The sequence below is a fragment of the Streptomyces sp. NPDC048436 genome (genome assembly GCF_043200355.1).
Lineage (GTDB): Bacteria > Actinomycetota > Actinomycetes > Streptomycetales > Streptomycetaceae > Streptomyces.
In genome coordinates this window covers 377706-402530 of the sequence record NZ_JBICXP010000001.1, presented here as the reverse complement: position 1 = coordinate 402530, position 24825 = coordinate 377706, and the positions used below count along the sequence as shown (strand labels likewise).

The window sequence follows — 24825 nt, the reverse complement described above, 5'->3', positions numbered from 1 at the left end:
GCCGGTGACTACCGGATCACCGGATCTCGATGGTGATCGTGGAGCCCTTGGGGGCCTCCTCGCCACCCTCCACGGACTGCCCCTTCACCGTGTCTCCGAAGAGGCCCAGCAGACCGCGGTCCTTCTCGACCCCGAAGCCCTCGTCCTTCAGCTCCTGCGTCGCGTCGTCGACGCTCATGCCCTCGACGTCCGGGACCTCGACCATCTCGGGGCCCTTGGAGAGCGACAGCGTGACCGTGTCTCCCTCGGCGAGTGTCTTGCCCTCGCCGGGGGACTGCCGGGCGACGGCGCCCTTGTCCTCGTCGGAGTGGACCCGCGTGCCGGCGATCTTGACCTTGAGGCCCGCGTCCTCCAGGTCGGCGGTCGCGTCGGCCTTGGACTCACCCGTGACGTCCGGGACCTCGACCTGGGCGCCCTTGCTGACGACCATGGCGATGGCGGAGCCCGCCTTGCGCTTGGTGCCCGCCTCCGGGTCCGTGCTGATCACGGAGCCCCTGGGGACGTCGTCACTGAAGGCCTTGGTCGTCATGCCGGGGGCGAGGCCCGCGTTCTTGAGCTCGCTCTTCGCCTTGGCCAGCGGGGTGCCTTCGAGGCCGGGGACCTTCACGATCTGGGGGCCCCTGGAGACGGTCAGTGTGACCCCGTCGTTTTTGCGGATGCGCTCGCCCGCCTTGGGGTCGGTGGCCATGACCGTGCCGCGCTTGTCCGTGTCGCTGTACGCGCGCTTGACGTCCTTCACGTCGAGGCCCGCTTCGCCGAGGCGCCCCTTGGCCGCCGACTCGGTCTTCGCCAGGAGCGGCGGGACCTTCGTGAACTGGCCGGAGTTGATGTACCAGACGCCCGCTCCGAGGCCCAGGGCGAGCAGTACGGCGGCGACCAGCGCCAGCACGCCGCGGCGCGGGTTGGAGCGGCGCCTTCGGTCGGGTGCGGTGTCCGGGGGAGTGTGCGGAGGCGTCGCCAGAATGCTCGTCCGGTTGAGCTGGTCCTGCTGGTCCTGTTCTTGGCTGCCCTCCGTGGGCAGCGACAGCTGCACGGAACGCACCGCGCGCGGAATCACGCTCGTACGGTCGGCGGAGTTGTCGTGTCCGTCCTCGGCCGCCCGCGCCTGCGGCGGCACCGCGTCCAGCTGGTCCACGGAGAGCGCGGCCCGCGCCTCCCTGGTCAGCCCGAGGAGCGCCACCGCGTCGTACGGGCGGATGTCCGGGGTGCGAGCGGTGGCGGAGGCCACCAGTTCGTCGAGCTGGACGGCGAGCCCGGGGACGGCCGCCGAAGGGGGCGGTACGTCCTCGTGGAGGTGCTGGTAGAGCACCTGGGCGGGCGACTCACCGGAGTGCGGCTTGGCGCCGGTCAGCATTTCGTAGAGCACGACACCGCACGCGTACACGTCGACACGGGTGTCCGCCGTGCCGTGTTCTATCTGCTCGGGCGCGAGATAGGAGACGGTCCCAAGGACCGTGCCGGTCGTGTTCGTGACGGTGTCCACCGCGCGTACGAGCCCGAAGTCGGCGACCTTGACCCTGCCGTCATCCCCTATGAGGACGTTCTCCGGCTTCATGTCGCGGTGCACGAACCCGGCCCGGTGCGCGGCACCGAGCGCGGCGAGCACCGGCTCCAGGATGTCGAGCGCGGCCCGCGGCTGCAGGGCCCCGCGATCGCGCAGCACGTCACGCAGCGTGCACCCGGCGATGTACTCCATCGCCAGATAGACGTACGCGCCGTCGGCGCCCTGGTCGAACACCCCCACCACGTTCGGGTGGGAGAGCCGGGCGACCGACTTCGCCTCACGGATGAAGCGGTCGACGAACGAGGCGTCGGCGGCCAGTGTCGGGTGCATCACCTTGAGCGCGAGCACGCGGTCGAGGCGGGTGTCCACGGCCCGGTAGACCGTGGCCATCCCGCCGACCGCGATCCGCCCGTCCACGCGGTAGCGGCCGTCGAGCACCTGGCCGACGAGCGGGTCCTGAAGGGTCGTGTCCACGCAGGGAGTCTACGAGCCACCGCTGACAGGGTCGCCCGCCCGGTCGGACTCGGGCCTCGACTGCAGCCGAGCTGTAACAGGCGCGGGACGCTCAGAACGCTGGCCGCTCCGGGTCCAGCCGGGCCATCCCCTCGGAGGGGGACGACGCCTCGGCGAAGTGCCGCCGGGGAATGCGCCCGGCCCGGAACGCGAGGCGCCCCGCCTCGACGCCGTGCCGCATGGCCTCGGCCATCAGGACCGGCTCCTGGGCCCGCGTCACGGCCGAGGCGAGCATCACGCCCGCGCACCCCAGCTCCATCGCGAGCGCCGCGTCGGACGCCGTTCCCGCGCCCGCGTCCAGGATCACCGGCACGCCCGCGCGTTCGACGATCAGCTGGAAGTTGTGCGGGTTGCGGATGCCGAGCCCGGAGCCGATGGGGGAGCCGAGCGGCATGATCGCCGCGCAGCCCACGTCCTCCAGCTTCCGGGCGAGCACCGGGTCGTCGTTCGTGTACGGAAGGACCGTGAAGCCGTCGTCGACCAGGGTCTCGGCGGCGTCGATGAGCTCGATCGGGTCGGGAAGCAGCGTGCGCTCGTCCGCGATGACCTCAAGCTTCACCAGGTCGGTGCCGAGCGCCTCGCGCGCGAGCCGGGCGGTCAGGACGGCCTCGCCCGCGGTGAAACAGCCCGCCGTGTTCGGCAGGACGCGAATGCCGAGCCGGTCGAGGACGGAGAGCACGGAACCCTGGACTCCGGGATCGAGGCGGCGCATCGCGACCGTCGTCAGCTCCGTCCCGGAGGCGACGAGGGACTGCTCAAGGATGTCGAGGCTCGGCGCACCGCCCGTACCCATGATCAGGCGGGAGGAGAGGGTGAGCCCGCCGATGAAGAAGGGGTCGTCTGCCATGGTCGGATCAGCCTCCCTGGACCGCGGTGAGGACCTCGACGCGGTCCCCGTCGGCGAGCGGGGTGGTGGACCACCGCGCGCGCGGGACGACGGTTTCGTTGAGCGCGGCGGCCACGCCTGACGGGGCCGCGGTGAGGGTGGCGACGAGGGCTTCGAGCGTGGTGCCCGCTGCCACGTCGCGTGCTTCTCCGTTCACGGAGACGGCGGTAACGGCTGGGAGAGTCATGCGGGCTGCTCCATGAAGCGCTGTGTACGGGGGGTGCCGGCGAAGCGCAGGGGAGTGAACACCCGCGCCTCGTCGGGCAGTTCGCCGGTGGTCAGGGCGTGCGCCATGACGTCGCCGGTGACGGGCGTCAGGAGGACGCCGTTGCGGTAGTGGCCGGTGGCGAGCTGGAGGCCGGGGAGCGCGGTCGGGCCGAGCAGCGGCGCGTTGTCCGGAGAGCCGGGGCGCAGGCCCGCGCGGGTCTCCGTCAGGGGCAGTTCCGTGATGCCGGGCATGAGTTCGTGGGCGTCCCTGAGCAGCTCGTACACGCCGCCCGCGGTGACCGTCGTGTCCCAGCCGAGCTCCTCGCTGGTCGCGCCGATGACGAGCTCGCCGTTCTCGCGCGGCACCAGATAGACATGGCTGCCGCGCACCACGGCGCGCACGGTGCGGCTCAGGAACGGCGCGTACCGCTCCGGCACCGTGAGCCGGAGCACCTGCCCCTTCACCGGGCGAACGGGCGGCAGGACGCCCTCCGGGACGCCGGTGAGCCGCCCGGAGAGGCTGCCCGCCGCGAGCACGGTCTGACCGGCCTCCAGGGCGGTGCCGTCGGCGAGGACGACTCCGGTGGCCCGGTCGCCTGCGACCGTCAGGCGCTCGGCCCACGCGCGGTGGAAGACCACGCCCGCCCGCTCGCAGGCCACCAGGAGGGCCGCGGCGAGCCTGCGCGGATCGATCTGGTGATCGCCGTCGACGCGCAGTCCGCCGCGTACACCCGGCGCGAGCATCGGCTCCAGGCGGCGGCACTCGCGCCCGCTCAGCCACTCCGATTCCAGCCCCGACCGCTGCTGAAGGGCGTGCAGTTCGCGCAGGTGGGCGCGGTCGTCGGAGTCGAGCGCGACCGCGAGGGTGCCGCACGCGCGGTAGCCCAGATCGTGGCCGCTCGCCTCGGCCAGCTCCGCCGCGAACCGCGGATAGCGCCGCGCGGAGGCGAGATTCAGGCCGAGCAGCGTCTGCTCGCCGTAGTGCAGCTCGGTGACGGCGGCCAGCATGCCCGCGGCGACCTGCGCCGCGCCGCCGCCCGGTTCGGGGTCCACGACCGCGGTGGACAGGCCGCGCTGGGCCGCCCGCCAGGCCGTGACCAGGCCGATGATGCCGCCCCCGACGACCAGGACGTCGGCCGTAGTCGTCGTACGGGGTGGTGAAGATGGATGCATGGGCGTCCAGCCCCTCCCTTCGCCGGCATGACCCGGATCAGGTTCGTACGGTCGGAGGCCGTCCCAGCCTCCCTCTCAGCCCGGTGCGTCCGGGCTCCCGCGAGTGCTCTGCACCGGCCACCTTAACGCGTCGCCTCCGACGGCAGTAGGGGAGCTGCCCGTGCACGGGCAGTGACGGTGTGTCAGAGATCTCCCTGCCGCGCCCTGAGACCGGCACCTTCCGCCGTCCTAGAGTGAGCTGGTGATCGAGCAGAGGCAGGCAGGACAGCAGGTTGTCATCGTCGGTGCGGGGATGGCCGGGGTGCAGACCGCCGTGGCCCTGCGCGAGCAGGGTTTCGCCGGTGCGCTCACCCTGATCGGCGCGGAACCGCATCAGCCGTACGACAGGCCGCCGCTGTCCAAGGCCGTGCTGCTCGGCAAGGCGGAGGGCTCCGCCTTCGACATCGACTTCGAGGCGCTCGGCATCGAACTGAGCCTGGGCCACGAGGTCACGGGCCTGCGCCCGGCCGACCACGAGCTGGACACGGCCACCGGCCCGGTGCCCTACGACGCCCTGGTCATCGCCACCGGCGCCGAACCGATCCTGCTGCCCGGCGCCGAAGGGGTCCCCGGCGTCCACCTCCTGCGCACCCTCGACGACGCCGAACGGCTGCGGCCCGTGCTCGCCGAGCAGCACCGCATCGTGGTCGTCGGCGCGGGCTGGATCGGCGCCGAGTTCGCGACCGCCGCACGCGAGGCGGGCTGCGCCGTCACCGTCGTCGAGGCCGCCGGACGGCCGCTCGCCGGGGCGCTGCCCGCTGAGGTCGCAGCGCCGATGGCCGCCTGGTACGCGGGCTCGGGGGCCGAACTGCGCACCCACGCGCGCGTGCGGCGCGTCGAGCCCGGCAGCGTCCTCCTGGACGACGGCACGCGCCTGCCCGCGGACGCGGTCGTCGTCGGCATCGGCGCCCGCCCCGCCACGGACTGGCTCGCGGGCTCCGGCATCACCCTGGGTGCCCACCGGGAGGTACTCGCCGACGACCACCTGAGGACGTCGCAACCCGATGTGTACGCGGTCGGCGACTGCTCCTCCTTCCCTTCGGGAAGGTATGGCGAGCGTCTTCTCGTCCATCACTGGGACAACGCGCTCCAGGGCCCGCGCACGGTGGCGGCGAACATCATCGGCGAGACCCCTTCGGCGTACGACCCCGTCCCGTACTTCTGGTCCGAGCAGTTCGGCCGCTTCGTGCAGTACGCGGGCCACCACGCCTCCGCCGACGAGCTGGTGTGGCGGGGCGACCCCGCGAGTGCGGCCTGGACCGTGTGCTGGCTGCGGGCCGGGGTCCTGGTGGCGGTCCTGGCGGTGGGCCGCCCCCGGGACCTGGCGCAGGGCCGCAAGCTGATCGAGGCGGGCGCACGCCTCTCCCCGGAGGCGGCGTCGGACCCCGCGGTACCGCTGAAGAAGGCGGCACCGGCGTAGGAGGGAGCCCGCTCCACGGCCGTTGTCGGTGGCCAGCGATACGCTTGACCCCGTGACCGAGATTGACGCAAAGACTGATGCTCTCGTCCCCGCCTGGCTCCACCTCCCCGACATCGCAGAAATGCTCGACGTCGAGGTGACGCGTGTGCGCCAGCTGGTCAAGGAAGGCCAGCTGATCGCCGTGCGCCGTGGTGAGAACCGCGCGCTCCAGGTGCCCGCCGCCTTCATCGACGGCGACAAGATCGTCAAGGGCCTCACCGGCACCCTGACGCTCCTGAGGGACGACGGCTTCTCCGACGAAGAAATGCTGGAGTGGCTCTTCACTCCTGACCCGACCCTGCCCGGCACCCCCGCGCAGGCCCTGAGCGAGAATCGCGGCACGGAGGTGAAGCGCCGCGCCCAGGCGCTCGCCGTCTGACCGAAACGGAAAACCGTCCGGCGTACGGGCCGCGCGTCCTTCGGGGCGCGCGGCCCGTGGGCCACCGAAACCGGGGGGACCTCTCCATGGCCACCAAGCCTGCCCGCGAGCAGCTCGCGGACGCCCGCCTCTACCTGTGTGTGGACGCCCGCAAGCGCCAGGGAGACCTCCCGGAGTTCCTCGACGCCGTCCTCGCGGGCGGCGTCGACATCGTGCAGCTGCGCGACAAGGGCCTGGAGGCGGCCGAGGAGCTCGAACACCTCCAGGTCTTCGCCGACGCCGCCCGCCGCCACGGCAAGCTCCTCGCCGTGAACGACCGCGCGGACGTCGCGCACGCCATCGGTGCCGACGTGCTGCACCTGGGCCAGGGCGATCTGCCCGTGCCCGCCGCCCGCGCGATCCTCGGCGAGGACGTGCTCGTGGGCCGCTCCACGCACGCCGACAGCGAGGCCGCCGCCGCGGCCACGCAGGACGGCGTCGACTACTTCTGCACCGGCCCCTGCTGGCCGACCCCCACCAAGCCGGGCCGGCACGCCCCCGGGCTCGACCTCGTGCGGTACACGGCCTCGCTCGGCACGGCCCGCCCCTGGTTCGCGATCGGCGGCATCGACGCGGGCAATCTGGACGAGGTGCTCGAAGCGGGCGCCCGCCGCGTCGTCGTCGTACGGGCGATCACCGAGGCGGACGACCCGGGCGCCGCCGCGGCCGACTTCGCGAAGCGGCTGCGTACGGCCTGATCGTCGATCTTCGGCCAACTTTCGGGGCGGCTGTCCGCAGGTTGGACGGAGATTGGCCGGTAGCGGCACCCCGTCGCTAACCTGCCCGTATGGCCCTAGGCACTGCTTCCACCAGAACTGATCGCGCACGCACCGTGCGTGACATGCTCGCGACCGGCAAGACGACGTACTCGTTCGAGTTCTCTGCGCCGAAGACCCCGAAGGGCGAGCGGAACCTGTGGAACGCCCTGCGCCGGGTCGAGGCGGTGGCCCCCAGCTTCGTCTCCGTGACGTATGGGGCGGGCGGCTCGACGCGTGCGGGCACGGTCAAGGAGACAGAGCAGATCGTCGCCGACTCGACGCTCACGCCGGTCGCCCACCTGACCGCGGTCGACCACTCCGTGGCCGAACTGCGCAACATCATCGGGCAGTACGCGGACGCCGGGATCAGGAACATGCTCGCGGTCCGCGGCGACCCGCCCGGCGACCCGCTCGCGGACTGGGTCAAGCACCCCCAGGGCCTCACGTACGCCGCGGAACTCGTTCAGCTGATCAAGGAGTCGGGTGACTTCTGCGTGGGCGTCGCGGCCTTCCCCGCGATGCATCCGCGCTCGGCCGACTGGGACGCCGACGTCCGGCACTTCGTCGACAAATGCCGCGCCGGCGCCGACTACGCGATCACACAGATGTTCTTCTACCCGGAGGAGTATCTGCGCCTTCGCGACCGGGTCGAGGCGGCGGGCTGTTCGACGCCGATCATCCCGGAGATCATGCCCGTCACGAACGTGCGCATGCTGGAGCGGCTGCCCCAGCTCAGCAACGCGAGCTTCCCGCCGGCGCTCAAAGAGCGCATCCTCACAGCCAAAGACGATCCGGCGGCTGTACGCTCCATTGGCATCGAGTTCGCGACGGAGTTCTGCGCGCGTCTCCTTGCCGAGGGTGTGCCGGGGCTGCACTTCATCACGCTGAACAACTCCACGGCGACGCTGGAAATCTACGAGAATCTGGGCCTGCATCAACACCAGGCCTGACCGGCCGTACCCCAGGGGGCGGCGGCCGTGGGGAGAGGGGCGTACATGGGCTGGACGGTCCTCTACATCGCGTTCGGCGGCGTCGCGCTGTGGCTGCTCGGCGAGGTGCTGCTGCAGTACAAGGCGAGGCTGCGCTGGCGGCTGCTCGCCTTCGGCGGCTTCCTCGGCGTGGTCATCGGCGTGCTGCTGCCGTCGGTGTGGGTCATCGGCGCGGGCGCGATCGCCTTCGCCACGGGGCAGACGTACGTGACGCTGTCGTTCCGCAGGGGCTTCTCGACCGGCTGGGCGCTCGGCGGCCAGCCGGGCCTGAGCAAGCGCCGCAGGACGCCGCAGCGGGGCGCCGCGGCCCCCCAGGAACCGACGCTCCAGGTCTCGGACCTGGAGTACGAAGAGGCCGGCCAGGCGAGCCCGCTGGGTCCGCCTCCTCCGGAGCAGGCCCCGGACGCGGTCTACGCCCCGGAGCCCATGCCCGACGACACCGGGCAGTACGGCATCTACAGCGACGCGGCGTACGCCCAGCAGCAGGCCGCCGCGGCGGACAGCGGCTACGGCTACGAAACGTACTCCGACACGTACTCCAACGCGGGCTATGACCCCCAGCAGCCCTACGCGTACGGGGAGACGGGGCAGCAGCAGTACGCCGCGTACTCCGACCCGTACATCGGCACGCAGACGTACGGCGGCCAGCAGGGCTACGACACCTACGGCGACCAGCAGCAGTACGGCTCCTACCCCGCCGCCGATCCGTACGGCAGCGAGGCCGGGACGTACAACGAGACGCCGCCGGGCGGGGTCTGGGTGCCCCAGCAGCGCAGCGTCGAGGACCCCTACGGGCAGTACGGCGGCGAACTCCCGCCGGAGCAGCCGTATCCGTACCAGGGCGAGCAGGCCCCCGGGAACGGGTACGACGCGGGGTACAACGAGCAGTACCGGTACTGACCGCGCGCCCTACTGCGAGCCCCGGAAGTCCGGTCCCTCCACGACAAGACCGGCGACCAGCGCGCCCGACATGCCCGCGTGCGGAAGCCCGCCGCCGGGGTGCGCCCAGCCGCCGACCGCGTAGAGCCCCGGCAGGCGCGTGCTGTTGGCCGGGTGGAGCAGCCGTCCCTCGCCCGCCGCGAGGGACGGAGGCGGGACCGCGCCGCCGTCGGCGCCGGTGGCCTCGGCGATGTCGGCGGGGGTGCGCACCTCGTGCCACAGGAGCCGCTCCCGCAGCCCGGGCAGCACGGAATCGGCGCGTATCAGCAGCCGCTCCACGTCCGCCTCGGTGACCTCCGCGTGCGCGGGCACCGTGGCCGTCAGCGTCACCGCTTCGTGCCCGGCGTCGGGCGTGAGCGCCGGATCGTCCGGGCGCAGCACCGTGAGCGTGGGGGCGCCGGGCACCCCGGGGCGGTCCCCGAAGAGCCGGTCGAGCTCGTCCTGGCGGTCGGGAGTGTGCAGCACCGTGCGGTGAGGTGTGCCGTCCGGGCGGGCGCCGCGGAGCGCGAGCAGGAGCGTGAGACGGCTGGGGAGTCCTGTTCGGGCCTGCACCTCACCCTCCGCTCGTATGTTCAGACCGGATGGGCCGGACAAGCCGGATACACCGGACAACAAGCCGTCGAATGCGCCGGGCGCGAGACCGGCGACCACGAAGTCCGCCTCCCGCGTCGAACCGTCCGCGAGCTCGACGCCCGCCGCGCGGCCGTCCTTCTCGACGATCCGCGTGACGGGGGAATCGAACGCGAACTCCACCCGCCGGGCCAGGCACCGCTCGTACACGGCCCGCGCGAGGGCGCGCATCCCGCCGCGCACGGACCACGCGCCGAAGGTGTGCTCCAGGTAGGGCAGGACGGCGGCGCTCGCCGGGGTGGTCCGCGGGTCGAGGCCGTGCGCGAGGGCGAACTGCTCCAGGAGCGCGAGGAGCCGAGCGTCGCCGCCCAGTTCCCACTCGCCGACTTCGGTGAGGGTGCTCGCGCGCCGTTCGCGCCGCAGCAGCCGCTTGTGCGGCACCGAGGGGTAGGGCTCCCGGTCGGCGAGGACCTGCCAGTTCGGCCAGAGCGGCTCTTCCAGCAGCGGGCGCCGGGTGCGGTCCCATGCCTCGCGAGCTCGGTTCATGTACGCCGACCAGCGGGCGCCCGCGCCGCCGCCGAGCGCCGCGTCGAGAGCCTCGCCGACGCCCGCGCGCGAGGCGTTGGGCAGATCGGCCGCCGTGCCGTCCGCGAAGACGTGCCGCACCGCGGGCTCCACCTGGGAGAGCTCGACGCACTTCTCCAGGGGCTCCTTGCCCGTCTTCACGAACAAGTCGCGGTAGACGGCGGGGAGGTGCAGGAGGCCGGGGCCCGTGTCGAAGACGAACCCGTCCCGCTCGACGCCGCCCAGCGAGCCGCCGTACGTCGAGGACCGCTCGTGCACCACCACCCGGTGGCCCGCGACGGCCAGCCGGGCGGCGGCCGCCATCGCGCCCATCCCGGCGCCGATCACCACAATCCGTGCCATGCCAGGGACTTTATCGGCCACCACTGACAGTCACGCCGGGAGCCCTCAGTCCGGCCGCCGGCCCGCGTGCGCCGCCAGGCGTTTCTCCTCGCGCCGCTGGGCCCTGCGGCGCAGAAAGCGCCGGATCCGCGAGACCAGGAAGAACAGCAGCACCAAGCCGGTGATCAGCAGCACGGCGGCGATGATCGCCGCCGCCTGTGGATGGAACATCGCGAAGCTGACGATCCCCGCGACGCCGAGATCCTCCGCCATGCTCACCACGATGTTGCTGAACGGCTCCGGCGAGGTGTTGATCGCCATCCGCGTCCCGGCCTTCACACAGTGGCTGGCCAGCGCGGTCGAACCGCCCACCGCGCCCGCGGCCAGATCGGGCAGCGAACCGCTCTGGCCCGCGAGCAGCGCCCCCACCACCGCGCCGGACACCGGCCGGATCACCGTGTGCGCGGTGTCCCACACCGAGTCGACGTACGGAATCTTGTCGGCGACGGCCTCACAGGCGAAGAGCACCCCGGCGACGATCAGCACATCAGGACGTTGCAGCGCCTCGGGCACCTCGTCGGAGATTCCGGTCGCGCCGAAGACACCGAGCAGCAGGACCACGGCGTACGCGTTGATCCCGCTTGCCCAGCCGCTGGTGAAGACCAGGGGGAGTACGGACACGGACGCGATCGTAACCAGTTGCGAACCGGGCGGCCTGGGGATGAGCACCCAGGTCTGAGTATCCGTACCTAGTGATGGAGATGAGTACCAGCGCGGATGGGGCCCGACCTGCGAAGACGGAAGAGTGAGGGACACGGAGAAGGGCGCAGCGACCGTACCGCCGACACGGGGCGGCGGAACGGCGCGGCGCCCTTGGCCGCTCCTCCCGCCCCGCCGAAGGCGGGAGTGAGACACGGGGGTCACGGGGGTGGCTCAGGGGATGACCGCCCTGGGGACCGAACGGGGGAGTTCGGGGGAACGCGAGAAGCGCCGGTCCGGTGCCGCCTGGAGATCAGGAGGCCACCGGACCGGCGCTTCTTTCGTTCACGCCTCAGGGCGCTCAGCGCCCTCCGCTCACCCTGCCCTGCAGCAGCCGGGACAGCGCCGAGTGCACATCGTCCAGGGAGCGCTCCGGCTGGAAGGCCTGCCAGTCGAGCGCAGCCACCAGGACCATCCCGACGAGCGCGGCGGCCGTCAGGGGGATGTCGATCTCCTCGCTGAGCTCGCCGTTCTCGACGCCAGCGCGCAGCACGTCCTCGACGACGGCGACCGCCTGCTGTCTGACCACCAGCAGGGTGGACTGCCAGGCGCGGTTGGTGCGCCACAGCTCGGCCACGTACAGCTGGGTGAAGGCCGGATAGCGGTCGATGAAGACCAGGCCCGCCCGGATCATCGCGTCCAGCGCGTCGACCTTGCTGCCGCCGCTCTCCGCGGCCTTCTCCGCCGCCTCCTTCAGGGAGGCGGTGAGGAGTCCGACGCCATGCCGCAGGAGCTCTTCGAAGAGGACCGACTTGCTCGCGAAGTTGTAGTAGACCGTGCCCTTCGCGACCCCGGCCCGCTCGGCGATCTCGTCGACCGTCGTGGCCGAGAAGCCCTGCTCCGCGATGAGCGTGACGGCCGCCTCGTAGAGCTTCTGCCGGGTGGCCTCGCGCCGGGTGCTGGTTGCGCTGCTGTCCATGGGCCTGATTGTCACAGGTCTTTCGGTTCTCACAGGCTCAGCTCCGGATGCAGCCGGTCCAGGGTCCACACCTGCTTCTGGCGCGCGGAGAGCGCGGTGAGCGCGAGGGCGCCCGCCGTGAAGGCCGTGAGGACCACGCACGCCTGCCAGACGGGGCCGAGACCGCCGCCCGTGATGAGCCTCCGTAGAGCGTCGACGACGTAACTCATCGGCAAGAAGGGGTGGATCGCGCCGAAGAAGGACGGACTCGTCTGGACGGGGTACGTGCCGCCGGCCGACGTCAGCTGCAGCATCAGTACCGCGAGGACGAGGATCCGCCCGGCCGCTCCGAAGCGCGCGTTGAGCCACTGCACGATCGCCGCGAAGCAGCACGTCACCAGGCAGAGGAAGCCCACCGTGCCGGCCGCCCGCGCCATCTGCAGACCAAGGCCCCAGTGCAGCACCGACATCAGGGCCGCCGTCTGGAGTACACCGAGGGCGGCGACCGGCAGCCAGCCCGCGAACGCGATGCGCCAGGCGGAGGCGCCCGCGGCGAGCGCGCGCCGGTTGAGCGGCTGGATCAGCATGTACGCCACCATCGCGCCGACCCACAGGGACAGCGGGATGAAGTAGGGGGCGAAGCCAGTGCCGTAGTTGGGCGCCTTGTGCATCGACTGGGAGGCGAGCTGCACCGGGTCGGCCATGACGTCTGTGCGCTGATCGCGGTCCTTCTTGTCGTAGTCGGGGATCTTCCCGACGCCGTCGTGCAGGCCGCCCGCCAGCTTTCCGGATCCGTCGGCCAGCTTGAACAGGCCTCCCTTGAGGTCACTCGCGCCCGTCTTGAGCTTGCCGATGCCGGTGTCGAGGTCCTTCGCGCCGGTCTTGGCGGTGCCGAGGCCGGTGTGCAGCTTCTTGGCGCCCTTGGCGACCTTGCCCGCGCCCTTGTTGAGGTCGTTGATCTGGGTGACGGCCGTGTTCAGGTCCTCGTCGAGGTGCGGCGCGCGGTCGGCGAGCGCCTGCGACTTCTTCCGCAGCGTGGCGAGGTGCTTGTCGAGCGCCTTGACGTCGCTGTTCTGGTCCTTGATCAAGGTGTTCATGTCGTCCGCGATGGTCGACACGTTCTCCGCGGACTTCTTGGCCTCCTTGAGCTTCGGGCAGAAGGGGGCGGGAAGAGGGGCCGTCTCGCACTGCTCCGTGTAGAGGTCGCCGATGACCTTGGAGCCGTCAGCCGCCCCCTTGGCCGCCACGGGAGCGAGCTTCACCCAGGTGTCCAGGTTGTGCCGCATGGCCTTGGAGGAGTCGGCGACCAGCTGGGCGGTGTCCCCGATGGTCTTGCCGTTGTCCTTCAGGAAGGGCCGCACCTGGTCCGCGGTGCCGTTGACCTTGTCGGCCAGCTTCTGGGTGCCGTCCGAGACGCGCTTGGAACCGTCTTCCAGATCACCCGCGCCCTTGTCGAGCTTCTTGACGCCCCCGGCCAGGTCACTGCTGCCGTCCTTGGCGTCCTTCAGGCCGCTCGCCAGCTTCTTGGAGCCCTTCTTGGCCTCCCCGATGCCGCTGTCGAGCTTGTCGGCGCCCTTGGCCGCCTTCTCGGTCGCCCCGTGGATGTCGGAGAACGAGATGAAGATCTTGTCGAGGAACGAACGTGAGGCCTTCGTGGAAGCCGCCGTGCGCACCTCGGAGAAGACCGTCCGCGAGATCTGCCCGACGATGTAGTTGTTGGCGTCGTTCGTACGGACCTGGAGCGCGCCTGTCTCCGGGCTGTCCCCCGAACTCGACGCGACGCGCTTGCTGAAGTCGGACGGCATCGTCAGCGACAGGTAGTACGTCCCGTCCTCGACGCCCTCACGCGCCTCGGCGGAGCTCACCTCATGCCAGTCGAACGTCTTGCTGTCCTCAAGGCCGTCGACGATGCCGTCGCCCACCGCGAGCTTCTTGCCCGCGGCCGTGGCGCCCTTGTCGTCGTTCACGAGCGCCACGGGTATGCGGTCGAGACGGCCGTACGGGTCCCAGAACGAGCACAGGTACAACGCGCCGTACAGCAGGGGCAGCAGCAGGAGCGCGACCAGGGCCGCGCGCGGCATCTTTCCCCTGCCGAAGCGCCTGAGCTCAAGCGAGGCGAGCTTCGGCGAGCGCATCAGCCGTCTCCTTGTCGTCGTTTTCGGGAGTCCGAGTCGTCGACACCGACACGGCGTCCACACCGTCAGGCACCTCGCTGCACACCGCCACGACCGTCGTGCCGCTGTCGGCGATGGACCTCAACAGGGCCCAGGCCTCTGCCCGTTCGGCGTCCGACAGCTTGAGGTCGAGATCGTCGACGCCCAGCAGACGGGGCCGGCCGATCAGGGCAAGGGCCACGGAGAGCCGCAGCACTTCGAGGCGTTCCAGATCGCGTACGGAAGTCCGCCGCCCCTTGGGCAGCGACTCCATGTCGAGCCCGGCGGCGGCCAGCGCGGTGTCGACCCGCAGCCGTGCCTCGGCCGCCCGCTCGGCCCGCGGCCTCAGGAGGTCCCGCAGTGAGCCGTCGAACCGCCGCGCCAGAAGCGCCCGTTCGCGCAGATGCTCGGCGACGGTCAGTGCCGGGTCGAGATCCGTCACGCCGGGCACGGGCCCGAGCGCGCTGATCCGGCGGACCGCCGCCAGCTGCTTGGGCAGCCGGAAACCCCCCACCGCCGCCTCGCCCTCCGTGGGGCGCATCCGCCCGGTGAGCGCGAGCAGCAGACAGGTGCGGCCGGTCCCCGAAGGGCCCTTGACCGCGATCAGCGACCCGGGGCCGGCGTCGACGCCGACCCCGCGGAACGCCCAGCCCCGCGGTCCCTTGAGCCCGAACCCCTCCGCTGTGACGGCGGCTCCCCGCGCACCGTCGGTCGGACCGTCCACCGTTCCCCCTCGCACCCACTTTTTGAACTGACTGGTCAGTGCAAAAACTAACGCGAACCATCGGTCGGGGCAAAGGCGCAGGTCAGAGCCGATTGTCAGTGGCGTACTCCACGATGTGCACATACGGCCACCGCGCCGTTACGCGACGACAGGAGGTTCGTCATGGCCAGCACTTCCGCAGCAGCCGCGAGCGACGTCCACCCCGTCCTGCGCCGGGCAACGGCCCCGCCCGCCGCACTCGAACTGCTCGCCCAGGCCCGCGCCGGCATCGACGAGGCCGCGCACCTGGAAACCCCGAACGAGCGCTACGCCACGGCCCATCTCGCCGCCCTGCGCACCGCCGCCGCCGTCCTGGCCGCCCGCGGCCGTCCCGAGACGACCCCGCGGCGCAGGCAGCGGATCCGCAGCGCCTGGGAAGTGCTCCCCGAGATAGCACCCGAACTGACCGAGTGGAGCGCCCTGTTCGCCTCCGGCGCGCCGCGCAGGGCCCGCGCCGAGGCCGGCATACAGGGCGCGGCCACCAGCCGCGACGCGGGCGACCTGCTGCGTGACGTGGCGATGTTCCTGCGCATCGTCGAGCGGATGCTGGTGCTGCAGCCCGTGCTGCCCCAGCCCAGGCAGGAGCCGCCGGACGCGAGCTGAGACGGGTTTCGGGGCAGTCGGCCGCAGGCAATAGGGTGGGAGCGCCCGCACCCTCCTCCACGCCGTACGAGATGCCGTACGAGCAGGCGGAGGGAACCCCCTAGCTCCGCCGCGGACCATGCGGTGGACGCGCCGAGGAGTCAACTGCCGTGTCGGACCCGATGCGCCCCCGCGCTTCTCTCCGTACCGCCGTGGTCTGGGAGGTCCTCAAGGACGCCCTGGACCGCAGGGTCAAGGCCACGGGCCGGGAGTCACACTCCCTCGACGTGCTCGACACCGGAGGCGGCAGCGGCAACTTCGCCGTGCCCGTCGCCCGCCTCGGCCACCGCGTCACCGTCGTCGACCCCAGCCCGAACGCCCTCTTCGCGCTCGAGCGCCGGGCCGCCGAGGCGGGCGTCGCCGACCGGGTCCGCGGCGTCCAGGGCGACGTACACGGCCTGTTCGACGTCGTGGAGCGCGGTGGTTTCGATGCCGTCCTGTGCCACGGCGTCCTGGAGTACGTGGACGACCCCGCCGAGGGCGTGCGCAACGCGGTCCACGCGCTGCGGCCGTCCGGCACCCTCAGCCTGCTCGCCGCGGGCCTCGGCGGAGCCGTGCTCGCCAGGGCGCTCGCCGGGCACTTCACCGAGGCCAGGCAGGCGCTCAGCGACCCGGCGGGACGCTGGGGCGACGGCGACCCCGTGCCCCGGCGCTTCACCGCCGAGCAACTGACCGAACTGGTCGAGGGCGCGGGAGTCCGGGTCGACGCGGTGCACGGAGTGCGGGTCTTCGCCGACCTCGTTCCCGGCGTCCTGGTGGACACCGAGCCCGGCGCCCTGGAGGCCCTCCTCAAGCTGGAGGCGGCCGCAGCCGAGCTCGCCGCGTTCCACTCCGTGGCCACCCAACTGCATGTGCTGGGCGAGACGCGGGATGCCGACGAGGGCTGACATTCGCCCTGGCCGCCCCGCTGATCAGCAGCGCAGCGGCACATGGAGTACGGCACATACCCCCCGAACGGGCTATGGGCGCCGTATGATCGAGGCAGACCGCCCGGCATGCCGGGCCGGCCGCTGGGGAATGCACGCTTCAGCGAGCCGGAGCGACAGGGTGGTCCGGTTTGGCGAAGTTGGCGCAGAGGGGCGGGTTTCACGGGGGCGATTCCCTGCCTATCCTGAAGGGGACCCCCGGTCGCCCCGGCGACTGCACGATGAGGAGGACTCCGTGCCGCTCTCGGAGCACGAGCAGCGCATGCTCGAGCAGATGGAGCGAGCGCTGTACGCCGAAGATCCCAAGTTCGCGACAGCGCTCGAGGGAAGCGGGCTGCGTACGTACACCCGGCGACGGGTTTACCAAGCGGTCGCGGGCTTCCTTGTGGGTATCGCCCTTCTCATGGCCGGAATGGTCGCCCAGCAGATCTGGGTGAGCGTGGTGGGATTCCTCGTCATGCTGGGATGTGCGGTGCTCGCGGTCACCGGATGGCGCAAAGCGCCCAAGCCGGGTGAGCAGCCGGCAGCCGGCACGCCCACGGCACCGGGCAGCGCCCCGGCCCGTCGGCAGACCAGGCAACGCAAGTCGATGATGGACCGGATCGAGCAGCGCTGGCAGCGCCGCCGCGACGAACAGGGCCAATGAACTTCTGAGCTTCTCAGCAGTACGTCAGTAAGGGGTAACCGCCCATAGCGGTTACCCCTTACGCGTGCCTCAGCCCTCCTGCTGCGACGGCTGCGATGGCTGCGACGGTCCCGAAGGCCTCCGCAGCGCCGCCCACCGCTTCGCGATCCGCTCGGACCACCGCTCCTTGACCCCGGCCCAGCGCTCGGACGCCGCCCACACCACCCGGGCGGCGGAACGCGGGGCGAAGGCCGCCCGCAGCCGGCCCGCACGGCCCGCCGTGGCCCGCAGCCCGTCGCACACCCGGCGTACGTCGTCGGCCAGGCCCGCCACCGGCTGGGGACGCGGTGCATAGAGGACCTGCTCGACCGCGGCCGCGAGCCGGTGGACGGACTCCGCGGGCGCCGTACCGAGCTCACCGATCCGTACGATCCGGGCCGCCGCCTTGCGCGGGGTCTGCGACTCGTCCGGCGTGATCCCGTGGTCCCAGGCCGTGTCGGTCACCTCGAGCCAGGCGGCAAGGGTGCGCGCCGCCCCGTCCGCCTCCGTACGCCCGGTCGAGCCCAGGCGCACCGCCCGGATCCGCTTGCGCCACAGCATCGGCAGCAAAGGCACACCGATGACCACGAGCGCCCCGAGGATCACGGTCACGATCCAGCCGATCGGCGGTCCGTCACCCCCGGACCCGCCCGCGAGCTGCGGGATCGTACTCGCGCAGCCGCCCTGCTTCTGCTGGTCGGGTGGGCAGGCGGTGGAGGCCGAAGGCTCGCTGGACGGCGCGGTCGACGAGGTCGGCTCGGGCGCGGCCGGATCACTCGCGCCGTCGGACGGGGTGTCCGGGCGGGTGTAGTCAGGGACCGTGCCGCGGTTGGGTGTCGGCTCGAAGCGGGTCCAGCCCACGCCCTCGAAGTACAGCTCGGGCCAGGCGTGCGCGTCCCGCAGACCGACCGACATCGAACCGTCCGCCCGCGCGGTGCCCGGCGTGAAGCCGACCGCGACGCGCGCCGGGATGCCGAGGGTCCGCGCCATGGACGCCATGGCGAACGAGAAGTGGACGCAGAAGCCCTGCTTCTGCTCCAGGAAGCGGACTATCGCCGCCGGTCCGCTGCCCGCGCGCACCTGCGTGTTGTACGTGAAGCCGCCCTCCGACGCGAACCAGTCCTGGAGCTTGACCGCCTTCTCGTAGTCGTTCGCCGAGCCCTCGGTGATCTTGCGGGCCTCGGCCGCCACCACGGGCGGCAGCGAGCCCGGCACCTTGGTGAACTCCCGGGCGATGTCCCTGGGCGGCGCGGACGCGTTGGCCAGCTGGGTGGCCGTCGGCTCCACGATCAGGCTCTTGACCTCGTACTGCGCACCGCGTGTCGTCTGCCCGCGGTCACCGACCAGCGCACGTCCCACCGGCTCGTAGCGCCAGCGGCCGTTGATCTTCACCTCGCTCGCCGGGTAGGGCATCGGCAGCCAGTTCTGGGCGTAGCCGTCGGCGGCCGAGATGTTGGTCTGGATCTCGCTCCTGCGGACGTCGGGGAAGAGCCCGGGCGGGTCCTCGAGGCGCGAAGGCACGTCCCTGATGCTCCGGACAGTGGTCTTCCAGGTCGTGCCGTCGAACTGGTCGAGGGAGACGATCCGCAGGTACAGGTTGTCGGTCTGCTTGGCGTTCGTCTTGTACGAGATGACCTCGCGGTCCTCCGGTTCGTTCAGGCTGTCCTGGAGCGCGACCAGCGGATTCACCGCGGAGATCGTGCCACCGCCGCCGGAACCCGAGCCTCCGGGACCACCGGAACCGTCGAGGAGACCACCGTCGAGAGCGGGCAGCGCGAGCGGCACCACAAGGGCGATGCCCAGCGCGACCGCGCCGATGCGCCGCCCCGTGCGGACCGGGGCGATGGCCCCGGTGTCGCTCTCCAGGCCCCCCGCGATCCGGCCGGGCGCCCGCGCCGCGCCCCCGAAGACGCGTCCCCACTGGGAGAGCCGGTCCCGGCCCTCGGCAAGGAGCAGCAGCAGATACCCGGCCGCGGCGAGCAGGAACCACAGCCAGCCCGCGCCGTCCCCGGAGAGCCCGGCGGCGACCGAGTAGAGCGCGAGCAGCGGCAGGCCCGCGGGAGCCGCCGTACGGAACGTCACCGCGAGGGCGTCCACCGCGAGGCCGATCACCAGGACGCCGCCGACCATCATCAGCCGGATGCCGTCGCTGAGCGGCGCCGGTATCGCGTACCGCCCGACGTCCTGGCCGCCCGCCTGAAGCAGCAGCCCGAACTCCCGGAACACGTCGGGCCCCGGAACGATCCCGGCGATCGCCTGCTCACGGGCGAACACCAGCGTGAGCAGCAGCAAGGTCACCAACGCCTGCACCGCGACCGTGACCGGCCGGGCCAGCGGGACCCGCCGGGTCAGCGCGCCCACGCCGCTCTGCAGCGCGAGCAGGATCGCCGCCTGGACGAACCACGTCGCCGGATCGACGAGCGGCAGCAGCGCCCCCGACGCCATCAGCGTCGCCGCCGTGGCACAGAGCGCGAGTCGCGCGCGCCCACTCATGAACGTCCCCCTGTTGTCGTGCCCGTGGTCCTGCCGGGCCGGCCGCCGCTCATCCCCAGCCCCCGGTGGTCGTCCCCGTGGCCGGAGCCGGGCCCGTGCTCGCGCGCAGATGGTCCGCCTGGCGCCACAGGTCCGCCAGCGCGACCCCAGGAGGGACCGCCACGGCCGTCCAGCCCGCCTGGCGCAGCATCCGGACCCGCTCGTCGCCGGGGCCCGACGGCCCGCCGCCGGGGCCCTGGGCCCAGCCCGTGCTGTCCAGGACGAAGGCGACCGCGGCGCCGGTCCGCTGGCGCATCTTGGCGGCCACGGTCGCCTGCTCCTCGTCGAGGTCGCCGAGGAAGGCGATCAGCAGGCCTTCGTTGCCGCCGCGCAGCACGTCGTACGCCGGGGAGAGCCCCGCGCCGTCCGAGTGGTCGATCACCGCGAGGGTGTCCATCATCAGTCCTGCCGCGTCCGCCGACTCCTGGCTCGCACCGGCGAACCCGTCCGAGCCCTCGCCGGGCACGGAGTTGCCGGTGTCGGTCAACAGCCGCACCGAGAAGCCGCGTTCGAGCATGTGCACAAGCGCGGACGCCGCGCCCGACACCGCCCACTCGAAGGCCGAGTCCGGGCCCGCGCCCCTGAAGGCGTGCGCCCGGGTGTCAAGGAGCACCGTGCAGCGGGCCCGCTGCGGCTGCTCCTCGCGGCGCACCATCAGCTCTCCGTAGCGAGCCGTCGAGCGCCAGTGGACGCGGCGCAGGTCGTCGCCGTGCCGGTAGCCCCGGGGGATCACGTCGTCCTCGCCCGCGAGGGCCAGCGAGCGGTGCCGTCCGTCGCCGTACCCCTTGGCCTCGCCGGTGAGCCGCACCGGAGGCAGTGCCTCCACGCGCGGGATGACCGTCAAGGTGTCGTACGTCGAGAAGGAGCGGGTCAGTTCACACATGCCGAAGGGGTCCGTAAGCCGCAGCTGGAGGGGCCCCAGCGGATACCGCCCCCGCAGGTCCGAGCGGACCCGGTAGGACACCTCCCGGCGGCCCCCGGCCTCCACCCGGTCGAGCACGAACCGGGGCCGCGGCCCAAGGACGTAGGGCACCCGGTCCTGGAGCATGAGCAACCCCGTGGGGAGCCGTGAGACGTTGTCCATGCGCAGATGGACGCGGGCCTCCGAACTTGCGGGCACGCGCGCGGGGGAGAGCCTTCGGCTGCCCGCGACGCGGTAGCGGGTGCGGTAGAGGACCGTCGCGCACACCGGGGGCAGCACGGCGAGCAGCAGTCCGACGCGGAGCAGATCGCTCTGCCCGAGGACGTACGCGCAGACGGCGGCGGCGATTCCGGCCGCGAGGAACGAACGCCCGCGCGTGGTCAGCCCCGCGAGCGCCGTCCGCAGCCCGCCCTTGCCCTCCTCGGGCTGCGCCGGCTGCGGCCCCCCGTCCGTCATCACAGCCTCCGCGCCCCGGGCGGCTGCTGGCCGAAGTAGCCGGTGCTCGGCTGGGCGGCGGCCGGGACCGGAGTCCGCTGGAGGATCTCCAGGACGACCGATTCGGCCGTACGCCGGTTCAACTGGGCCTGCGCGGTGGGCAGCAGCCGGTGCGCGAGCACCGCCACGGCCAGGGCCTGTACGTCGTCCGGCAGGGCGAACTCCCGGCCGCTGAGCGCCGCGGAGGCCTTGGCGGCCCGCAGCAGATGCAGCGTCGCGCGCGGTGACGCGCCGAGTCTCAGGTCCGGGTGGTTACGGGTCGCGGAGACCAGGTCCACCGCGTACCGCCGTACGGCGTCGGCGACATGGACCGTGCGGACGGCGTCGATGAGCTTCAAGATCTCGTGCGCGTGCGCCACCGGCTGGAGGTCGTCGAGCGGCGAGACACCGCCGTGCACGTCCAGCATCTGCAGCTCGGCCTCCGCGTTCGGATAGCCGATCGACACGCGCGCCATGAAGCGGTCGCGCTGCGCCTCGGGCAGGGGATAGGTCCCCTCCATCTCGACGGGGTTCTGCGTCGCCACCACCATGAAGGGGCTCGGCAGTTCGTAGGTCTGCCCGTCGATGGTGACCTGGCGCTCCTCCATGGACTCCAGGAGCGCGGACTGCGTCTTCGGAGACGCGCGGTTGATCTCGTCGCCGATCACGATCTGCGCGAAGATCGCGCCGGGCTTGAACTCGAAGTCCCGGCGCTGCTGGTCGAATATGGACACACCGGTGATGTCCGACGGCAGCAGATCAGGCGTGAACTGGATGCGCCGCACCGAGCAGTCGATGGACCGCGCCAGTGCCTTGGCGAGCATGGTCTTGCCCACGCCCGGCACATCCTCGATCAGCAGATGCCCCTCGGCGAGGAGCACGGTCAGCGACAGCCGTACGACCTCTGGCTTGCCCTCGATCACACCCTCGATTGAGCTGCGGACACGCTCCGCTGTGGTGGTCAGATCTGTGAGGCTCGCTCGATCGTCATAGGTCGTCACCCGGCCCTCCTCGGACACGTTCTCCGGGCCGAAGCTTCTGTGTGCGGCCCGGCCCACCCCGAATCACGGACATCACGCGGGAATGGTTCCGCGTGATGCCCACCCCGCATTCTTGTTGGGTGTACCGGGTTGTGTCACTCGCCTGTGGACAACTGGCGGCGATATGTCGGGTCTTACGGCCTTTTGACCGCCGATCCGGTCCGGAAAGGTCCCGGTCCGGGCCTGGCTAGGCGGGGTCGATCTCCCGCAGCAGACCGGTGGTCACGTCGAAGACGAATCCCCGCACATCGTCGGTGTGCACAAGGAACGGCGAGGTCCGCACGCGCTGCATCGACTGCCGTACGTCCTGATCGACGTCGCGGAAGGCCTCCACCGCCCAGGAGGGCCGCTGCCCGACCTCGAGCTCGAGCTCGTGCCGGAACTCCTCGGTGAGGCTCTCCAGACCGCAGCTGGTGTGGTGGATCAGTACGACGCTCCTGGTGCCGAGCGCGCGCTGGCTGATGGTCAGGGAGCGCATGACGTCATCGGTGACCACGCCGCCCGCGTTGCGGATGGTGTGACAGTCGCCGAGCTCGAGGCCGAGCGCGTCGTGGAGGTCGATGCGGGCGTCCATGCAGGAGACGACGGCCACACGCAGGACGGGGCGGGCGTCCATCCCCGGATCGGTGAAGCCGGAGGCGTACTGCTTGTTCGCCTCCACGAGGCGGTCAGTGACGGTGCCACCGGTGGCTATGTCACCGATCGGCTCTGCGGGGAGGCCCGTAGGGGATGCGGAAGTCGACATGGCTATGACGTTAGTCGGCACTGATCGCGCGGGCCCGCTGTGAGAAGGGACAAAGAACGTCAATGAGTCTTGTTGTGAGGTAACCCACAGGCGCGGAGCGGCTCACCCGAACGGGTGACGGAACCCGATTCGCGGCTCCCGTGACGACCCGTCCGCGACGCGCAGGCCAGTTGATTGACCGGGCGACAGGGTGGACTAAAGTGACGCGAAGTGGGAGCCGTGACCTGCTCCCCGCTGGACTGTTCACCCGGAGATTCCCTGAATTTCCCCACGTGCGCGGCGCGTACGTACGGCTCGGCCTCCTCCCGCTCCCGGTCGGCTGACGCCACTTCCCCGGCGCCAGCAGGCCATTCCCCTTCCCGAGCGGGCGGGGACCCGGCCGTGCGCATCGCTCTTAGCGCCGGACCTGAGAGGGCCCTTTGAGTCAGCGACACGTCCCGGTGATGCTCCAGCGATGCCTGGACCTGTTGGCCCCCGCGCTCGCCCAGCCGGGCGCGGTCGTCGTCGACTGCACCCTCGGACTCGGCGGCCACAGCGAGGCGCTGCTCTCCACCTTCCCGTCGGCCCGCCTCATCGGCCTGGACCGCGACAAGGAGGCGCTGCGGCTCTCCGGAGAGCGGCTCGCCCCCTTCGGCGACCGGGCCGAGCTGGTGCACGCGGTGTACGACGAGATCCTCGACGTGCTCGACCGGCTCGGCATCGCGAAGGTCCAGGGCGTCCTCTTCGACCTCGGCGTCTCCTCCATGCAACTCGACGAGGCGGACCGGGGGTTCGCCTACGCGCAGGACGCGCCCCTGGACATGCGCATGGACCAGACGACCGGCATCAGCGCCGCCGAGGTCCTCAACACGTACGCACCGGGCGAACTGGTGCGGATCCTGCGCCAGTACGGCGAGGAGAAGCAGGCCAAGCGGATCGTCGGCGCCGTCGTGCGCGAGCGCGAGAAGGAGCCGTTCAGCAACAGCGCGCGGCTCGTCGAGCTGATCCGTGACTCCCTGCCGCAGGCGGCCAAGCGCACCGGTGGCAACCCCGCCAAGCGCACCTTCCAGGCCCTGCGCATCGAGGTCAACGGCGAACTGAGCGTCCTGGAGGCCGCCATCCCGGCGGCCGTGAAGGCGCTCGCCGTCGACGGCCGGATCGCTGTCCTTTCGTACCACTCGCTCGAGGACCGGCTGGTCAAGCAGGTGCTCGCGGCCGGCGCCGCGACGACCGCGCCGCCCGGCCTGCCCGTCGTCCCCGAGCGCTACCAGCCCCGGCTCAAGCTGCTCACGCGCGGCGCGGAACTCCCCACCGAGGAAGAGGTCGCCGAGAACCGCCGGGCGGCCCCGGCACGGCTGCGGGGTGCGCAGCGCATCCGCGAGGAGGCTCCGTGACAGGCGCCCGCGAGGAGGCCCCATGAGCAAGAAGCCCGAGCTGCGCGGGCGGGCCGCCCGGCTCGCGCGGCTGCTGCCGTCGTCGGGGCCGAGCCAGGCCGCGCGCACGCCCTTCGTGCTGCTGGTCGTGCTGCTGCTCGGCGGCGGCCTGATCACACTGCTGATCCTGAACTCCTCGCTCAACGAAGGCTCCTTCCAGCTGAGCGAGCTCAAGAGGGAGACCACGGAGCTCACCGACCAGGAGCAGGAGCTCCAGCGGGACGTGGACGCCTACGCGGCCCCCGACGCCCTGCAGCAGCGCGCCCGTGAGCTCGGCATGGTGCCCGGCGGCGACCCGGCCTTCCTGAACCCGAACGGCACCGTCCGCGGCGTTCCCGGAACCGCCTCCCGGTCCTCCGCCCTGTGGGAGCCCGCGCCGCGCCCCCAGGAGGTGGCCTCCCCGGCGCCCTCGGTCTCGATCCCGGTGTCGCCCGCGCCCGCGTCCCCGCTGCCCTCCGCCGCCCCCTCGGCCCTCACCACGCCCGTGCCCACCCCCTCCGCGAAGCCCGGCCCCACGACCTCCGGCAGGTGACG

Annotated in this window: 23 protein-coding genes and 1 riboswitch; of the genes, 10 read left to right on the top strand and 13 right to left on the bottom strand. The window is 71.9% G+C overall.

Annotated features, from left to right (window positions below):
• Nucleotides 1–16: 16 nt before the first annotated feature.
• From pknB to thiO, 4 genes are all read right to left on the bottom strand, one after another.
• Nucleotides 17–1978 carry a Stk1 family PASTA domain-containing Ser/Thr kinase gene (gene pknB, locus ACGFX9_RS01885; protein WP_393463296.1) on the bottom strand — a complete coding sequence of 654 codons (1962 nt, stop codon included), beginning with the start codon at nt 1976–1978 and terminating at the stop codon, nt 17–19.
• Nucleotides 1979–2069: 91 nt separating this feature from the next.
• Entirely contained in the window at nt 2070–2864 is a 795-nt protein-coding gene (locus ACGFX9_RS01880) for a thiazole synthase (RefSeq protein ID WP_393463294.1), read from the bottom strand.
• 7 nt (nt 2865–2871) lie between these two features.
• Nucleotides 2872–3090 (bottom strand): sulfur carrier protein ThiS, encoded by a 219-nt coding sequence (thiS, locus tag ACGFX9_RS01875; protein ID WP_393463292.1) that lies wholly within the window; start codon nt 3088–3090, stop codon nt 2872–2874.
• Nucleotides 3087–4283, bottom strand: coding sequence for a glycine oxidase ThiO (gene thiO, locus ACGFX9_RS01870; RefSeq protein WP_393463291.1), 1197 nt, complete (start codon nt 4281–4283; stop codon nt 3087–3089). The genes thiS and thiO overlap by 4 nt, the downstream gene beginning before the upstream one ends.
• Nucleotides 4281–4394, bottom strand: a riboswitch (TPP riboswitch). (Overlaps the previous gene by 3 nt.)
• A 181-nt stretch (nt 4395–4575) precedes the next feature.
• Here thiO and ACGFX9_RS01865 point away from each other — a divergent pair.
• The 5 genes from ACGFX9_RS01865 (at nt 4576) to ACGFX9_RS01845 (ending at nt 8846) form a co-directional block, all read left to right on the top strand.
• Entirely contained in the window at nt 4576–5742 is a 1167-nt protein-coding gene (locus ACGFX9_RS01865; protein WP_393465528.1) for an NAD(P)/FAD-dependent oxidoreductase, read from the top strand.
• 52 nt (nt 5743–5794) lie between these two features.
• On the top strand, nt 5795–6160 hold the full coding sequence (locus ACGFX9_RS01860) for an Rv2175c family DNA-binding protein (RefSeq protein WP_365495396.1): 366 nt from the start codon (nt 5795–5797) through the stop codon (nt 6158–6160).
• An 86-nt stretch (nt 6161–6246) separates the two neighbouring features.
• Nucleotides 6247–6897 carry a thiamine phosphate synthase gene (gene thiE / locus ACGFX9_RS01855; protein ID WP_393463290.1) on the top strand — a complete coding sequence of 217 codons (651 nt, stop codon included), beginning with the start codon at nt 6247–6249 and terminating at the stop codon, nt 6895–6897.
• 89 nt (nt 6898–6986) lie between these two features.
• The gene (metF, locus tag ACGFX9_RS01850; protein ID WP_393463289.1) at nt 6987–7907 is read left to right on the top strand and encodes a methylenetetrahydrofolate reductase [NAD(P)H]; all 921 of its coding nucleotides are present in this window, start codon (nt 6987–6989) and stop codon (nt 7905–7907) included.
• Nucleotides 7908–7952: 45 nt separating this feature from the next.
• Complete coding sequence (locus tag ACGFX9_RS01845) at nt 7953–8846, top strand: hypothetical protein (RefSeq protein ID WP_393463288.1); 894 nt, start codon at nt 7953–7955, stop codon at nt 8844–8846.
• A gap of 9 nt (nt 8847–8855) precedes the next feature.
• On the opposite strand, the gene ACGFX9_RS01840 is transcribed toward ACGFX9_RS01845, so the two are convergent.
• The 5 genes from ACGFX9_RS01840 to ACGFX9_RS01820 form a co-directional block, all read right to left on the bottom strand.
• The gene (locus ACGFX9_RS01840; RefSeq protein ID WP_393463286.1) at nt 8856–10382 is read right to left on the bottom strand and encodes a phytoene desaturase family protein; all 1527 of its coding nucleotides are present in this window, start codon (nt 10380–10382) and stop codon (nt 8856–8858) included.
• Nucleotides 10383–10427: 45 nt separating this feature from the next.
• A complete protein-coding gene (locus tag ACGFX9_RS01835) occupies nt 10428–11042 on the bottom strand; it encodes a DUF4126 domain-containing protein (RefSeq protein ID WP_393463284.1) in 615 nt (204 codons plus the stop codon).
• A gap of 379 nt (nt 11043–11421) precedes the next feature.
• Entirely contained in the window at nt 11422–12039 is a 618-nt protein-coding gene (locus tag ACGFX9_RS01830; RefSeq protein WP_393463282.1) for a TetR/AcrR family transcriptional regulator, read from the bottom strand.
• Nucleotides 12040–12068: 29 nt separating this feature from the next.
• Nucleotides 12069–14153, bottom strand: a complete 2085-nt coding sequence (locus ACGFX9_RS01825) for a YhgE/Pip family protein (RefSeq protein WP_393463280.1) — start codon at nt 14151–14153, stop codon at nt 12069–12071.
• The gene (locus ACGFX9_RS01820) at nt 14125–14895 is read right to left on the bottom strand and encodes an ATP-binding cassette domain-containing protein (protein WP_393463278.1); all 771 of its coding nucleotides are present in this window, start codon (nt 14893–14895) and stop codon (nt 14125–14127) included. The genes ACGFX9_RS01825 and ACGFX9_RS01820 overlap by 29 nt, the downstream gene beginning before the upstream one ends.
• Nucleotides 14896–15057: 162 nt before the next feature.
• Here ACGFX9_RS01820 and ACGFX9_RS01815 point away from each other — a divergent pair, with 162 nt between their 5' ends.
• From ACGFX9_RS01815 to ACGFX9_RS01805, 3 genes are all read left to right on the top strand, one after another.
• The gene (locus ACGFX9_RS01815) at nt 15058–15537 is read left to right on the top strand and encodes an SAV_6107 family HEPN domain-containing protein (RefSeq protein ID WP_393463276.1); all 480 of its coding nucleotides are present in this window, start codon (nt 15058–15060) and stop codon (nt 15535–15537) included.
• A 149-nt stretch (nt 15538–15686) separates the two neighbouring features.
• Nucleotides 15687–16463: a class I SAM-dependent methyltransferase gene (locus tag ACGFX9_RS01810; protein ID WP_393463274.1), complete on the top strand. Its 777-nt coding sequence runs from the start codon at nt 15687–15689 to the stop codon at nt 16461–16463.
• Between the two features lie 274 nt (nt 16464–16737).
• Nucleotides 16738–17148, top strand: a complete 411-nt coding sequence (locus ACGFX9_RS01805; RefSeq protein WP_383285357.1) for a DUF3040 domain-containing protein — start codon at nt 16738–16740, stop codon at nt 17146–17148.
• 69 nt (nt 17149–17217) lie between these two features.
• Here the strand turns inward: ACGFX9_RS01805 and ACGFX9_RS01800 are convergent, their stop codons facing one another.
• From ACGFX9_RS01800 to ACGFX9_RS01785, 4 genes are all read right to left on the bottom strand, one after another.
• Entirely contained in the window at nt 17218–19659 is a 2442-nt protein-coding gene (locus ACGFX9_RS01800; RefSeq protein ID WP_393463273.1) for a DUF3488 and DUF4129 domain-containing transglutaminase family protein, read from the bottom strand.
• Nucleotides 19660–19708: 49 nt separating this feature from the next.
• Complete coding sequence (locus tag ACGFX9_RS01795) at nt 19709–21076, bottom strand: DUF58 domain-containing protein (protein WP_393463271.1); 1368 nt, start codon at nt 21074–21076, stop codon at nt 19709–19711.
• Nucleotides 21076–22095 (bottom strand): AAA family ATPase, encoded by a 1020-nt coding sequence (locus ACGFX9_RS01790; protein WP_393463269.1) that lies wholly within the window; start codon nt 22093–22095, stop codon nt 21076–21078. Before ACGFX9_RS01790 ends, ACGFX9_RS01795 begins: the two co-directional genes overlap by 1 nt.
• Before the next feature lie 226 nt (nt 22096–22321).
• Nucleotides 22322–22942, bottom strand: a complete 621-nt coding sequence (locus ACGFX9_RS01785) for a beta-class carbonic anhydrase (protein WP_393463267.1) — start codon at nt 22940–22942, stop codon at nt 22322–22324.
• A gap of 356 nt (nt 22943–23298) precedes the next feature.
• Here ACGFX9_RS01785 and rsmH point away from each other — a divergent pair, with 356 nt between their 5' ends.
• On the top strand, nt 23299–24252 hold the full coding sequence (gene rsmH / locus ACGFX9_RS01780; RefSeq protein WP_393463265.1) for a 16S rRNA (cytosine(1402)-N(4))-methyltransferase RsmH: 954 nt from the start codon (nt 23299–23301) through the stop codon (nt 24250–24252).
• Nucleotides 24253–24274: 22 nt separating this feature from the next.
• Entirely contained in the window at nt 24275–24823 is a 549-nt protein-coding gene (locus ACGFX9_RS01775; protein WP_393463263.1) for a hypothetical protein, read from the top strand.
• The last annotated feature ends 2 nt before the right edge of the window (nt 24824–24825 follow it).

What these genes read in the sequence shown, in the direction of transcription:
- ACGFX9_RS01880 (WP_393463294.1), bottom strand. Translation starts at nt 2,864, where the DNA reads ATGGCAGACGACCCCTTCTTCATCGGCGGGCTCACCCTCTCCTCCCGC.
- thiS (WP_393463292.1), bottom strand. Translation starts at nt 3,090, where the DNA reads ATGACTCTCCCAGCCGTTACCGCCGTCTCCGTGAACGGAGAAGCACGC.
- thiO (WP_393463291.1), bottom strand. Translation starts at nt 4,283, where the DNA reads ATGCATCCATCTTCACCACCCCGTACGACGACTACGGCCGACGTCCTG.
- ACGFX9_RS01865 (WP_393465528.1), top strand. Translation starts at nt 4,576, where the DNA reads ATGGCCGGGGTGCAGACCGCCGTGGCCCTGCGCGAGCAGGGTTTCGCC.
- thiE (WP_393463290.1), top strand. Translation starts at nt 6,247, where the DNA reads ATGGCCACCAAGCCTGCCCGCGAGCAGCTCGCGGACGCCCGCCTCTAC.
- metF (WP_393463289.1), top strand. Translation starts at nt 6,987, where the DNA reads ATGGCCCTAGGCACTGCTTCCACCAGAACTGATCGCGCACGCACCGTG.
- ACGFX9_RS01845 (WP_393463288.1), top strand. Translation starts at nt 7,953, where the DNA reads ATGGGCTGGACGGTCCTCTACATCGCGTTCGGCGGCGTCGCGCTGTGG.
- ACGFX9_RS01840 (WP_393463286.1), bottom strand. Translation starts at nt 10,382, where the DNA reads ATGGCACGGATTGTGGTGATCGGCGCCGGGATGGGCGCGATGGCGGCC.
- ACGFX9_RS01830 (WP_393463282.1), bottom strand. Translation starts at nt 12,039, where the DNA reads ATGGACAGCAGCGCAACCAGCACCCGGCGCGAGGCCACCCGGCAGAAG.
- ACGFX9_RS01825 (WP_393463280.1), bottom strand. Translation starts at nt 14,153, where the DNA reads ATGCGCTCGCCGAAGCTCGCCTCGCTTGAGCTCAGGCGCTTCGGCAGG.
- ACGFX9_RS01815 (WP_393463276.1), top strand. Translation starts at nt 15,058, where the DNA reads ATGGCCAGCACTTCCGCAGCAGCCGCGAGCGACGTCCACCCCGTCCTG.
- ACGFX9_RS01800 (WP_393463273.1), bottom strand. Translation starts at nt 19,659, where the DNA reads ATGAGTGGGCGCGCGCGACTCGCGCTCTGTGCCACGGCGGCGACGCTG.
- ACGFX9_RS01795 (WP_393463271.1), bottom strand. Translation starts at nt 21,076, where the DNA reads ATGACGGACGGGGGGCCGCAGCCGGCGCAGCCCGAGGAGGGCAAGGGC.
- ACGFX9_RS01775 (WP_393463263.1), top strand. Translation starts at nt 24,275, where the DNA reads ATGAGCAAGAAGCCCGAGCTGCGCGGGCGGGCCGCCCGGCTCGCGCGG.